Source organism: Dokdonella sp. (assembly GCF_049593775.1).
Taxonomy (GTDB): Bacteria; Pseudomonadota; Gammaproteobacteria; order Xanthomonadales; family Rhodanobacteraceae; genus Dokdonella.
In genome coordinates, this window is sequence record NZ_JBAWHJ010000133.1 from 1 (window position 1) to 12,973 (window position 12,973).

The 12,973-nt window shown below is 61.0% G+C and carries 11 protein-coding genes; 4 read left to right on the top strand and 7 right to left on the bottom strand.

Annotation, left to right across the window (positions count from 1 at the left end; all coding sequences use genetic code 11):
• Positions 1-4 precede the first annotated feature (4 nt).
• Both WBP53_RS04485 and thiC read right to left on the bottom strand, forming a co-directional pair.
• Positions 5-1,909: a sulfotransferase gene (locus tag WBP53_RS04485; protein WP_423926359.1), complete on the bottom strand. Its 1,905-nt coding sequence runs from the start codon at positions 1,907-1,909 to the stop codon at positions 5-7.
• 81 nt (positions 1,910-1,990) lie between these two features.
• Positions 1,991-3,862, bottom strand: a complete 1,872-nt coding sequence (gene thiC, locus WBP53_RS04490) for a phosphomethylpyrimidine synthase ThiC (protein ID WP_423926361.1) — start codon at positions 3,860-3,862, stop codon at positions 1,991-1,993.
• A gap of 317 nt (positions 3,863-4,179) precedes the next feature.
• Here thiC and pepQ point away from each other — a divergent pair, with 317 nt between their 5' ends.
• On the top strand, positions 4,180-5,520 hold the full coding sequence (gene pepQ / locus WBP53_RS04495; protein WP_423926363.1) for a Xaa-Pro dipeptidase: 1,341 nt from the start codon (positions 4,180-4,182) through the stop codon (positions 5,518-5,520).
• A gap of 133 nt (positions 5,521-5,653) precedes the next feature.
• On the top strand, positions 5,654-6,181 hold the full coding sequence (locus tag WBP53_RS04500) for a DUF3016 domain-containing protein (protein ID WP_423926365.1): 528 nt from the start codon (positions 5,654-5,656) through the stop codon (positions 6,179-6,181).
• Positions 6,182-6,225: 44 nt separating this feature from the next.
• Here the strand turns inward: WBP53_RS04500 and WBP53_RS04505 are convergent, their stop codons facing one another.
• Positions 6,226-7,047: a YdcF family protein gene (locus WBP53_RS04505; protein ID WP_423926367.1), complete on the bottom strand. Its 822-nt coding sequence runs from the start codon at positions 7,045-7,047 to the stop codon at positions 6,226-6,228.
• Complete coding sequence (locus tag WBP53_RS04510) at positions 7,025-8,212, bottom strand: class I SAM-dependent methyltransferase (RefSeq protein ID WP_423926369.1); 1,188 nt, start codon at positions 8,210-8,212, stop codon at positions 7,025-7,027. Before WBP53_RS04510 ends, WBP53_RS04505 begins: the two co-directional genes overlap by 23 nt.
• A gap of 64 nt (positions 8,213-8,276) precedes the next feature.
• On the opposite strand from WBP53_RS04510, the gene WBP53_RS04515 reads away from it, so the two are divergent.
• Positions 8,277-9,026 (top strand): pteridine reductase, encoded by a 750-nt coding sequence (locus tag WBP53_RS04515; RefSeq protein WP_423926371.1) that lies wholly within the window; start codon positions 8,277-8,279, stop codon positions 9,024-9,026.
• 204 nt (positions 9,027-9,230) lie between these two features.
• Here WBP53_RS04515 and WBP53_RS04520 read toward each other — a convergent pair whose 3' ends face one another.
• From WBP53_RS04520 to WBP53_RS04530, 3 genes are all read right to left on the bottom strand, one after another.
• The gene (locus WBP53_RS04520) at positions 9,231-10,076 is read right to left on the bottom strand and encodes a DUF6159 family protein (RefSeq protein ID WP_423926373.1); all 846 of its coding nucleotides are present in this window, start codon (positions 10,074-10,076) and stop codon (positions 9,231-9,233) included.
• A 303-nt stretch (positions 10,077-10,379) separates the two neighbouring features.
• Positions 10,380-10,865 (bottom strand): 2-amino-4-hydroxy-6-hydroxymethyldihydropteridine diphosphokinase, encoded by a 486-nt coding sequence (gene folK / locus WBP53_RS04525; RefSeq protein WP_423926375.1) that lies wholly within the window; start codon positions 10,863-10,865, stop codon positions 10,380-10,382.
• Positions 10,862-12,118, bottom strand: a complete 1,257-nt coding sequence (locus WBP53_RS04530; protein ID WP_423926377.1) for a mechanosensitive ion channel family protein — start codon at positions 12,116-12,118, stop codon at positions 10,862-10,864. The genes folK and WBP53_RS04530 overlap by 4 nt, the downstream gene beginning before the upstream one ends.
• Positions 12,119-12,222: 104 nt before the next feature.
• Here WBP53_RS04530 and WBP53_RS04535 point away from each other — a divergent pair, with 104 nt between their 5' ends.
• Positions 12,223-12,972 (top strand): 20S proteasome subunit A/B, encoded by a 750-nt coding sequence (locus WBP53_RS04535; RefSeq protein ID WP_423926379.1) that lies wholly within the window; start codon positions 12,223-12,225, stop codon positions 12,970-12,972.
• The last annotated feature ends 1 nt before the right edge of the window (position 12,973 follow it).

A 12,973-nucleotide genomic window follows, 5' to 3' on the forward strand; every position in this document is an offset into this window, starting at 1 on the left:
CCTTTCAGCCGCGAAAAGTCGATTCGGCGCGCGCGCGGATCGCTTCGATCAGCGGCCATACAGCTTCAATCTCGCCCTCATGCCGTCGCCATTTTTCGGCAGCCGGTGCTGACACCGTATGCCGGGAATGAGGCAATTTCGCGTCAAGCTCGACATCCCATTCGAGACCGCATTCGGACGACAACCGCCGTATTTCTCCAGCGGGATTGGACAGGAACGTGTCATAGCGGATTGAACTGACCTGTTGCGCGGGAACGCTCGCAAGGTCGTCGAGCAGGATGCGCGTTGCGGCGGCCCATTGCTGCGCCACGATCTCGTGCAGGGGCTTTCCGCGCAATTCTCGCCATCCCGGCACGAGCACCAGTGACCACGGCGGACCGCCCCAGTCAGGCATGTTCGGATAGGTACGAAAGCGCCCCGAGTTCCACGCTTCGATCATGCTGGAAAGCACTTCGCGCGGATCCCGATAGAGATAGATGAAACACGCTTCGGGAAACACCTTGCGCAGGAATGGAATGCGCAGCGCATTCTTCGGCGTCTTCTCGAGCATGCGCACGCGACCGGCCGATGCAGGCGCTCCTTCTCGATCGCGCAGTGCTTCATCGAAACGCGAACGCAGTTCGGCAATGACTGATGGCGTGGCAACTTCCACCCCGAGCCGGTTCGATTCCCATGCGCCGGCGGCTGGGTGCAACTCGGGCATGCCCTCGACGCGACCATGGCTCTCCCCACCGACCGTGTACAACTGCGGCGCGCGAGCCAGGGTTTCGAACAAGAGGGTGGAACCGGATCGTGGTGGCGAGACGATGAAGATCGGACGATCGAAACGTGGATCTTCGGACTCGCGATCGGACTCACGCTTCACGCCGACGCCAGGACTTGCTGCAGGAGCTGCCGCGGCTTTTTCGGACCCGGCAGTTTGCGCGCCGGCATCGGGATCCGTTCCGGCCGCACTGACTCCGGCTGTCTTGGGTCGGTCATCGAGCGCCGCACGCAAGACCATGGGTGCCAGCGCCATCAGGAAGCCCGAACCATTGCGCAGCGTGATCGACTGACCCAACTGCTTCATTTCTTGGCCAAACGGATCCAGTGCTGCACGAAAGGCTGGCCAGCCTTTCTCTGCATCCCCATGCTCTGCCCAAAGTGCCAACCACCGCGCGCTCAGCTTTGCGCAGCACTGTTGCACGGCTCCCAGCTGTGGGTGCGGATTGGATTCCGCAATGAGGAAATTCAGGTGGTCGCGCAATTCCCAGGGTGACATGACCGTTGGCAGATTGACCGACTCATAGACCAGTTCGGCTTGCGCGGCTGGATCCGGCGCGATCAGCCTGGCCTGCCATCCGGGCACAGGAGGACGATTCGGTATGCGACCGCCACTGGCGATTTCCCAGAATCGATCGCTGCCGACGGTGTCGGCAACCAGGTGAATGCGCTCGCTGTTTGCGGCGTTGATGACGCGATGGGAGCGCCATGTGTCAAAGATCCAGCACTCGCCGGCAGCCATGTTCACTTCGCCCTCGCCGCAGATGAAGCGCACGGTCGGCTGGGTAAGGATCGGCACATGCACGCGCACACGCTCACGCCAGTAGTAGGCGAGGTCGGCGTGCGCCGGCACTTCGGCATGTCCGCTGAGGCGCATCAGGCGACTACGGCCCCAGACAGCACCGAGACTGGCCATGGTTTGCTGAAGGTAGGGACAAGCCTGCAAATGCGGGGTGGGACGCATGTGTCCGGAAATTGAATCACTGGACGGATCGCCATCAACCGCGATCAGTGGCAGCGCCGAATTGCCGGCGTAGCCCTGCGGATGTGGCCGCCAGACTTCCTCGCCGAGCTGCCTGATCTCGGCGAGCAGCCGTTCGGCGTCGAAGCGCAACGGGAATTGGACAAACGGGACCTGGAGTTTCATCGCCGCATTATCGCATTTCAGTGAGCGACTTTCGGGATGCCTTGTGGCACCCCGAAAAAGTCATGTCAGCAATACCGGGCGCTATTGGTAGACGTCGCCTCCGGTTGCGCGAAACTCGGCGGCTTTCTCGGCCATGCCTTCATCCAGCGCAACCTCGGCATCCAGCCCGTGCTCCTTGGCGTAGTCACGCACGTCCTGGGTGATCTTCATCGAACAGAACTTCGGGCCACACATCGAGCAGAAGTGCGCGGTCTTGTGCGCATCCTTGGGCAAGGTCTCGTCGTGGAATTCCTTGGCCTTTTCGGGATCGAGACCCAGGTTGAACTGATCGGCCCAGCGGAATTCGAAGCGTGCCTTGGACAAGGCGTTGTCGCGCGCCTGCGCGGTCGGATGGCCCTTGGCCAAGTCGGCAGCGTGGGCGGCAATCTTGTAGGTAACGATGCCGTCTCGCACGTCCTGCTTGTTCGGCAAACCGAGGTGCTCCTTCGGCGTGACGTAGCAGAGCATTGCCGTGCCGTACCAGCCGATCATTGCGGCACCGATCGCCGAAGTGATGTGGTCGTAGCCCGGTGCGATATCGGTGGTCAATGGCCCGAGGGTATAGAACGGCGCTTCGCCGCACTTCTCGAGCTGACGCTCCATGTTTTCCTTGATCAGGTGCATCGGCACATGGCCAGGGCCTTCGATCATGGTCTGCACATCGTGCTTCCAGGCGATCTGGGTGAGTTCGCCCAGCGTATCGAGCTCGGCGAACTGGGCGGCGTCGTTGGCATCAGCGATCGAACCGGGGCGCAAGCCATCGCCCAGAGAGAAGCTGACATCGTAGGCCTTCATGATTTCGCAGATTTCCTCGAAACGCTCGTAGAGGAAACTTTCCTTGTGATGCGACAGGCACCACTTGGCCATGATCGAGCCGCCACGCGAAACGATGCCGGTGACGCGCTTTGCCGTCAGGTGAATGAACGGCAGGCGTACGCCGGCGTGGATCGTGAAATAGTCGACGCCCTGCTCGGCCTGTTCAATCAGCGTGTCGCGATAGAGCTCCCAGGTCAGGTCCTCGGCGACACCGCCGACCTTTTCCAGCGCCTGGTAGATCGGCACCGTACCGATCGGCACCGGTGAGTTGCGGATGATCCATTCGCGCGTTTCGTGAATGTGCTTGCCGGTCGACAGGTCCATCACCGTGTCTCCGCCCCAGCGGATCGACCAGACCATCTTCTCGACTTCCTCGGCGATCGAGCTCGACAGCGCCGAGTTGCCGATATTGGCGTTGATCTTCACCAGGAAGTTGCGGCCGATGATCATCGGCTCGGACTCGGGATGATTGATGTTGTTCGGGATAATGGCGCGGCCACGGGCCACTTCATCGCGCACGAATTCCGGCGTGATCAGCTTTGGCAGCGAAGCGCCAAACGATTCGCCAGGATGCTGGTGCAGCAGATGCTGCTCGCGGATCTTTTCGAGGTTCTGGTTCTCGCGAATCGCGATGTATTCCATCTCGGGCGTGATGATGCCCTGCTTCGCGTAGTGCATCTGGGTGATGTTGCAACCGGACCTGGCCCGGCGCGGCATCGGCACGTTTGGAAAACGCACGTGATCGAGCTGATGTGCACCGGCATGCCTGCGCGTGAACGGCGAGGAAAATTCCGCCAGCGGCTCGCTGTCGCCTCGCGCTTCGATCCAGGCTGCGCGCAATGCCGGCAGGCCGGCGGCGAGATCGACACGATAGTCCGGATCGGTGTAGGGCCCCGAAGTGTCGTAGATGGCGAAAGGCGCATTTTTTTCGACACCAAAGGTACTGGGCGTGTCTTCGAGCACCACCTCGCGCATCGGCACGCGAATGTCCGCGCGCGAACCTTCCACGTGGATCTTGCGCGAACCGGGAATGGGCCGGGTAACGGACTCGGAAAGCTCGGCGGCTTCGGTCAACAAGGGATTGGGTACGGCATTCATCGCATGCATCCTTGGGTGATAAGGAGAAGCGACGGCGCCGAATGCCGGAACGAACCCGGCATCGAAGCTCCCTACGCCGGTGATGCCCGCAATGGGCGGCCGGATCAGGTTCGAAGGGACTCTCTCAGCCGACGATCGCCAGCACCCCCGCTTCAATCGCACATTGAAGCATGTTCGCCGCAGGCAGGCTAGGCATCAGGGATTGCCTGCGCATTCAGGCGCCCGGTTGCCTGGCAGGCCGGCTCTACTTGAGCAGACAGCAATCGCGTCTTGCGCCACAACGCGGCACAATGGTTGGCCAGTCCAAAGGAGCCAGCATGGATACCCAGCATCCAGACCTGCACCCCCTGTTCCAGGAACATCTCGAGATCCTGAAGTCGCGTACCGACACTGCGCTCCAGCGAGGCGGATTCGACCATCTGGTCATTCCGTCCGGCGCGGTTCGCTATCAGTTCCTCGACGACCGCGATTATCCGTTCTACGTCAATCCGCATTTCAAGCACTGGCTGCCGGTGACCCGCGCGCCCGGATCGTGGCTGGTCTACACGCCAGGACACCGACCCAAGCTTATTTTTCTGCAACCGGCCGACTACTGGCACGTGGTTCCAGAGGCACCTGCCGGATACTGGGTCGAGCATTTCGACATCATCACCATTCGCAATGCCGCCGAAGCACGCGCGCATTTGCCAGGCGATGCCACGCGTTGCGCGGTGATCGGTGAAGAGAATGCGGCCCTCGACTCCATGGTGCCGAACAACCCGCAGGGCGTGATCGACTACCTGCACTACCATCGCGTGGTCAAGACCGGATATGAGCTGGCCATGATGCGCGTCGCCAGCAAGATCGGGACACGCGCGCACCGCGCAGCCGAAGCTGCGTTTCGCGGCGGCGAGTCCGAATTCGGCATCCACATGGCCTATCTGGATGCGGCTCGCCAGACCGAAAACGAACTGCCCTACAGCAATATCATCGCACTCAATGAGCACGGCGCGATCCTGCACTACCATGACCTCAAGCACGCCCCGCCATCGCATCTGAACTCATTCCTGATCGACGCGGGTGCCAGCTTCCACGGCTACGCCAGCGACATCACCCGCACCTACGCGGGCAAGGATTGTGCGGAGTTCCAGGCCCTGATCAATGCAGTGGACGAAGTACAGAAAAACCTTTGCAGCAAGGTGCGTACCGGGCAGGAGTACGGGGCGCTGCATGTCGACGCCCATCACCAGCTGGCCGGGGTCTTGCACGATCACGGCTTCATCCGCATGAGCGCGCAGAGCGCCGTCGAATCCGGGGTTTCCGCGACATTCTTCCCGCATGGTCTCGGCCACCCGATCGGGCTGCAGGTGCATGACGTCGCCGGCTTTGCTGCTGATGACAAGGGGCAGACCATCGATCGGCCGGCCGGCCACCCCTATCTGCGCATGACGCGGAGCATCCAGCCCGGCGCCGTTGTCACGATCGAACCCGGCCTCTATTTCATCGACCTTTTGCTCGCCAAGCTGAAAGACCGGCCCGAAGGCAAGGATATCGCCTGGGACAAGATCGAGAAGTTCCACAAGTACGGCGGCATCCGCATTGAAGACGATGTCGCATGTACCGACGGTGATCCTGAAAACCTGACCCGCGACGCATTCGCCTTGCTCGACGGACGCTGATCCCGAGCTTTACCGACATCGGCCTTGCCCTTCACAAACGGCAAGGCCGACATGTCAGGCAACGATTCGGCGCCGTGATTCGTCATCCAGCTGGTACACGCGATCCAGAACCACACACGTTTGGGAGGAAATCATGACTCTTCATTCCCGTGTTTTCGCCTGGTTTTCCACTCTGGTCCTGATGACGCTGGTCAGCACGCATGCGCCACCGGCCATTGCCGTGGAAAAACCGCGCGTAGCGGTCGACTGGACTGACCCCGCGCAATTCAGCGAAATACTGAACCGGTCTGCGTTCAACCAGACCAATCCCGTGGTGTGGCTCGGCGAATTCGCATCGACGATCCGCCGCCACGCGCCTCGCGTGCTGAAGACGGGCCAATCGCTGTCGGTGACCATCACCGATGTAACGCTTGCCGGAACTGTCCAGTACGGACCGGGGGCCGTTGGCGTCCGCGTCGTCGGTTCCAACTCTCCTCCGCGAATCAAGTTGCGCTTCACGTTGACGAGTGCGGATGGCCAGGTCATCGACAACGGCGATCGCAACCTGAGCAATCCGGGCTTCATGTCGCCCCACTTTCCCAACAACGGCGACGCCTATCAATACGAAACCAGGTTGCTGACCGACTGGATGGACCAGGAATTTGGCAGGCATCAGAAGTAGCCCGCATCGACTTCACCGTCGCCGATCGGATCGGAGCCTCTCCGTCAGCGTTCGTCCGACCCCGACCAGGGGTCACGCGTGGCACTGCGCAGCCAGCCCAATCGATAGGCCGCTTCGCCGACCCATTCGTGGATGAGGGCTTCGGACTTGCGCAACGCCGTCGTCGAAGGAAGGTAGAAGCCGAAACTGTTCGCCTCCCTGGCCAGCGGGTCGGCAGCCCAGGCGCAGACATGGAATCCCGCCTGTTCGAAAGCATAGCCCGCTCGCGGCAGATGCAAGGCTGATGTAACCAGCCAGATGCGCCGATCGATGGCTGGCTCGAGGCCGGCCACGAACTCGGCGTTCTGCCATGTCGATCGAGACTGATCTTCGACCCGGATCGCATCAGGTGGCACGCCGAATTCCCTGGCCAGCTGCGCCATCAGCGCACTTTCGGAAACATCATGCTGGGCCGTTCCGCCAGACAGAATCATGCTCGCTCCATTCTGTCGCCTGAGACGATCGACGCCTGAAAACAGGCGCTGCATGCTTGCCTCACCGAGCGCAGAAAAATCCTCTGCGCTGCGGGGCCTGCGCGATGTTCCACCACCCAGCACGACGATGGTCGAGGGTGGCTCGCTCTCGCAGCCAGGCTCAACGTGCACTCTTGATTCCTGCCAGCGAACGAGCGAATTGGCCACGACAGGCAAACTCAGCATCAGGCAGGCCAGCAACGGAACCATTGCGCACAGGCGCGCCCATCGTGGAAGCCAGCGCCAGACCAGCAGCAGTAGCAGAGCCAGCAGCACGCCACTGCGCAAGGGCGAAACGAAAGTATTCAGCACGACAGCGCCGTGGTCGGGATCACAGCCGGAAACCCTGGTCAATGTCCGCTATTCCGGGCGGAAGCCCTGCTTCGGGCAGATCACGCGCCAGCAGCATGACGTTGAATTTCTCACCCATTTCGCCTGGCAAGGTCAGGCGCTTGATCTCCTGGGCCAGTCGATAGCAGCCGACCTCATCGGCACCTGCGCTGGATTGCTCGAACCGATTGGCGAGACCGGATGCAATCAGGAACCGTGCTTGCGATGCGTATCCGGCGACGGCGAACCCGGCCTGATTGCCAGCCTCCGCCAGCGCAGTGAAATCCACGAACGCGGTGATGTCCTGCAAGCCGGGCAGGATCAGTGCATCTGCATGCGCGCGATGCCGGTAATGACAGACAAGACTGCCTTCGTCGCGCTCCGGAAGATAGAAGAACTCCCGGGGATAGCCGTAGTCGATGAAGAGAGCAAGACCCGCCTCGAGACTGCCGAGCACGGCCTGCATCCAGTAAGGCAGTTGCGGAAGAACTTCCGAACGATAGCCATCAGCGAACGGGCTGCCGAGATCCCGCTCGATGTGACGGACCGCCGCACCGGTCAAGGCATCTGCCGGGCGATCCTGATACTCGAATTCTCCACGCGAACTGACCACCACATGCTCTTCGAAGACTTCACCCTCACGCAGGCAAAAGCGCGTGGTCGGCAGGGCATCGACTACTTCATTGGCAAACAGGACTCCACGCCAGGAATCTTCGGGCGGGCGATCCAGCCATTCGAAGCGATTGAACAGCGCATCCGGAAATGCGTTCTTCAGGCGCTCGCGCTGGCGATCACGCAGGTCGGCACTGGGCTCGAGGATACGGTAGCTTCGCGGCAAGGTGCGGGCATCGGAAAAGGCACGCATGGCTGCTTCGGCGAATGCACCACTACCACCGCCAAGTTCGACGAAGTCCGATTCCGGCCCCAGTTGTCGCAGGCAAGGCATCAGTGAATCGGCAATGGTCTGGGCGAACAGGGAGCCCAGCTCGGGTGCGGTGACGAAATCGCCAGCCGCGCCGAATTTCGTTCTCCCGGCGCTGTAGTAACCGAGCCCCGGCGCATACAGGCAACGCTCCATGAATCGCGAGAACGGCATCGGACCCTGGGCCAGAATTTCGGCGCGGATCAGCTCGATCAGCCCTTGCGAGTGAGCGAGTTCGAGGTCGGAAGGTGTCGGCAGGGTATTCACGGCTGGCCCGATGCGCCAAGTTGCGGCACTCTGCGCAGGATACCGACGTGCACGGAGAACACCAATGACGGATTCCACAAACGGCCGCCCGGTCGTGCTCGTAACCGGCGCGGCGCGGCGCGTCGGTGCAACCATCGCGCGCACCTTGCACGCCGCCGGTTACGACCTCGCCCTGCATTGCCGAAGTTCGCGCGATGAACTCGATCAGTTGATCAGGGAGCTCGAACTGGCGCGTGATTCGAGTACGCTGGCCCTGCAGGCCGATCTCGCCGCTTTCGACGGCCTGCCCGACCTGGTCAATGACACCATGGAGCGGTTTGGCCGACTCGATGGTCTGGTCAATAATGCCTCGGCGTTTTATGCCACCGAGCTGGGCAGCGTCACCCAGGATCAATGGGACGAGCTGTTTGCCTCGAACGCGCGCGCACCCTTTTTCCTCGCCCAGGCCGCAGCCGGCCATTTGCGCGACCGCGCGGGCTCGATCGTCAACCTGCTTGATATCTATGCCGAGCGGCCGCTCAAGGGATACCCCGTCTATTGCATGGCCAAGGCCGCGCAGGCGGCCATGACCCGCGCACTTGCCCAGGAACTTGGACCCGAAGTTCGCGTGAACGGCGTGGCCCCGGGCGCCGTGATGTGGCCCGAAGCGGGTAATACCTATGCCAGGAAGGACGAGATCATCGCGCGCACGCCACTCAAGCGCGCTGGCAGTGCCGAAGACGTCGCCTCTGCCGTGTTGTGGCTGCTGCGCGATGCGCAATTCGTGACCGGGGAAATCATCAACGTCGACGGCGGGCGCTCGCTCGCCGTCTGATCCCGGAGAGCACCGCCCCAAACGGGCCAACAACGAAGCGGAAACGTAAGGACCGATGCCAAGAATGCGCATCGGTTCTGGCCGGCCTCCCGCGAAGCAGAAGCGAGGCGGAATCACGAGCGCCGACTTCGGAACTTGCGCTGCGCTTCAGCACTTGTGCCTTCTGCCCTGCCTGTTCCCCACTCCCCCTTCTCTATTCTCTTTTCAAGCCTTGACCTTGAAAGCACCGGCAACCAGTCCCTTGTCAAAGCCTTCGCCCGCGTCACCTTCGGTGGCAAAGCGGTAGAGAGCGGCCGCATAGACACCTTGCAAGGCGGCCTGGATAAGGATCAGCAGCAGGAAAACGATGACCACGGCAACAATCGTGGTGATCGTGATAGCGAGGATGCCGCTGGAAATGGCCAGCGCAATCAAGCCGCCGCCAATCAGGGCAAAGGCAAAGATGGCCAGTCCGAATACGATGCCGATGCCGCCCGTTCCAATCAGGTTCTGGCCCCAGGTCTTCTTGAGAAGTTCCGCGCTGCGCTTTACCGCATCGATCGGTCCGATGTCCTGGCTGACCAGCACCGGTACGACGAGGAAGGAAGCCACCGTCCAGGCCAATCCGATCATGCCGATGACAAAGCGACCGATGAATCCGGCACGTTCCTGCAATGCGCGCAATGCAACACCCACGGTTGCCGCGATCACCGCATAGCCGAGAATCGCCGGAAGTTTCGAACGCGCAATGCGGAATCCGTCAGCCACGGTTGGATCACCGCCATCGAGGCGGATCATCGCCGCGCCGATCAGGGCGGCATTGAAAAAGATGATGACGAAATACTGGACGACGTAGAACGCGAACAGCATGACGTAAAGCAGGGGATTGGCACCTTCTTCATCCATGCCGGCGAACAGGCCACCAAGCACGGCGGGAACGAAGAAACTCGCCGCAACAATGATGCAGCAGATTGCCGACAGCAGCGGGAATATCAACAACTCCTTGTCGGAGCGAAGCACGGAGGCGCTGGATTTCACCAGTTCCCAGCTATGCGAAAACTTCTCGAACATTTCAACTTCCTGTGTGGTTACCGTTGGCACCGCGATGCAGGGTTCCAGTATAGCCGCGGCTGATTGAAGGCGAAACGCGGCGAGGCGCACGACCATCAGCAGAGCCTGGCAAATCCTTCATTCGCACCACCCCGGACTGCCGTCGTCCCGGCGCAGGCGTAGACCCGGGTCCACGGCAAGAGAAGCTGGCAATCCAATCCGGGCAGTCGGCGACGCCGCGTGGCTTGTTCTCCTGACGTGGCGGATCAGGAACTGGACAAGCGAGTTGATCCGTTGGCAAACGGGCAAAGTTCCATTGCTCTCCTAGTCGAGAGGCACGCACTCCATGGGAACGTCATGATCAGGATGCGAGCGCCAGAGTTCGCCCATCGTCTTTCCCGTCAGCGGATGCACGACATCACTGGCGATTCGGACCAGCGGTGCAAGCACGAAGGCATGCTTCAGTTCGTCGCGCGGAACCTGCAAATGTCCCGGTCCGTCGACTACCTGCTCACCAAACAACACGATATCCACATCCAGCGTCCGACTCGAAAAACGCGGCACGTCACGGCGACGGCCATGGCGATCTTCAAGTGCGTGCAGCCACTGATCGAGTTCGAGCACGCTGCAGTCGGCATCAAGTCCGACTGCAAGATTGACGAAAGCCGGCCCTTCGAACCCGATCGCTTCGGTACGGTATCCCGGCGAAACATCAAGGCTGCCGAACCGAGTGCGCAACTCGGCCAGTGCCGCGCGCAGGTTTCGTTCCGGATCGATGTTGGAGCCCAGGCTCAGGTAGACGCGTGTCACGCCCCGTTTGTCCCGTTCGAATCCGGCTTCCTGTCCAGGCTCATCAGGGCTTCGCGCAGGTCACCCCCGCCGGGCTTCTGGTAGAGGCGCAAGCCAAAGTCGGGCAGGATCGCGATCAAGTGGTCGAATATGTCGGACAGGATGCCTTCGTACTCGCTCCATGCCGTGGTTCGGGTGAAGCAATAGAGTTCAAGCGGAATGCCTTCTCCCTTGGCATCGAGCTGGCGCACGATCAGCGTCATGTCCTGACGGATGCCGGGATGCGCTTTCAGATAGGCCAGTGCATAGGCGCGAAACGTGCCGAGGTTGGTCAGGCGCTGCTGGTTGAGCGGAAACCGTCCGGCTTCACCAAGCTTGACGTTGAAGCTCGATACCTCAACGGACTTTCCGGCCAGATAATCGCGCAGGACCAGCGATTCGGACATCTTCGTGATGTCTTCCTCGTTGAGGAAGTGCACGCTGCCCGCGTCAATCAGCAGGGAACGCTTGATGCGACGACCGCCCGCTTCTGACATGCCACGCCAGTTCTTGAACGGATCCGTGATCAGTTTCCAGGTCGGAATCGTGGTGATCGTCTTGTCCCAGTTCTGCACCTTGACCGTATGCAGTGCAATGTCGATCACGTCGCCATCTGCACCTGCGGCAGGCACCTCGATCCAGTCTCCGACATGCAGCATGTCGTTCGTGGTCAGCTGCACGCCGGCAACGAAACCGAGGATGGTGTCCTTGAAGACCAGCAGGAGAATCGCAGACAGCGCGCCCAGTCCAGACAGGAGGATCAGGGGTGACCGATCGATCAGTATCGCCACGACCACCACGGCACCGACGATGTAGATCGCGATCTTGATGAATTGCACATAGGTCTTGATTGATCGCCTGCCGCCGGACTTGCGGCTGTAAATGTCTTCCAGCGCATTGAGTGCCGAACCGAAAGCCAGCATCAGGAACACGATCGTGCATGCCAGGGCGATGTTTCTCACCAGCAGGTCAACCGCATCCGGCACGCCTGGCACGAAGCCGATGCCGAACTGGACGATCAGGGTGGGAGCAATGCGGGTGATCTGGCGCAGCGTGCCGTGCTCGACGAGCACGTCGTCCCAGGTCCAGGTGGTCCTCAGGGCAAAAGCCCGGAAGCCGCGGAGCAGCGCCCGGCGCGCCACCGTTGCCGTCAGCCAGGCAAGAAGAGCCAGGGCAAACAGGCCGCCAAGTGTGTGTGCCAGCGGGTTTGCCAGCCATTCGGTCAGTTGTTCCATCCCCAGCCTCTCATTGGTTGTCGATCAGGAAATCAGGTTTGGGCTATCGCAGCGATCCCAAGCCGTGTCTACAATGGCAAACCAGATCGACCGCAGTTTCAACCATGACCTATTGTGTGGGTATCCACGTCGACGGCGGCCTCGTGCTTGCTTCCGACACGCGCACCAGCGCTTCATTCGACGATATTCGTACCTACGGCAAGATGCACGTCTTCGAGAAGCCGGGCGAATGCGTGTTCGTATTGATGTCGGCAGGCAACCTTGCCACGACCCAGGCCGTGATGGCGACCCTGCGTCGCGATATCGAGAATCCGGATTCGGAATTCAGCCTGTTCAAGGCAGGTCGTCTGTATGAGGTAGCGGACTACATCGGTCGGGTGCTGGTGGCCAACCAGGCACAGATCAGCGAAAGCGCTCAGCAAAGTGGCGTCAGCGTCGAGGCAACCCTGATTCTTGGCGGCCAGATTGCCGGTGGTGAGGCCGCGATTCGCCTGATCTATCCGCTAGGCAACTGGATCAATGCCTCTCCGGAAACACCATATTTGCAAATTGGCGAGTCCAAGTATGGCAAGCCGATTCTTGATCGCATCATCGATCGCGATACCTCACTGGAAGATGCCGCCCGCTGCGCACTCGTCTCGATCGATTCGACGATCCGCTCGAACGTATCGGTAGGCCTGCCAATCGATCTGGCCATGATTCGGGACGGAGAGCTTCGCGTCGCCCAGCAAATCCGCATTGACGAAGACACGCCTTTCTTCGCCGAAATCCGCACCAGCTGGGCGGAAAAGCTGACCGAAGCCATACACAGCTTGCCGCCATTTCCATGGGAATCCGCGGCAAGCAGCGACTGAA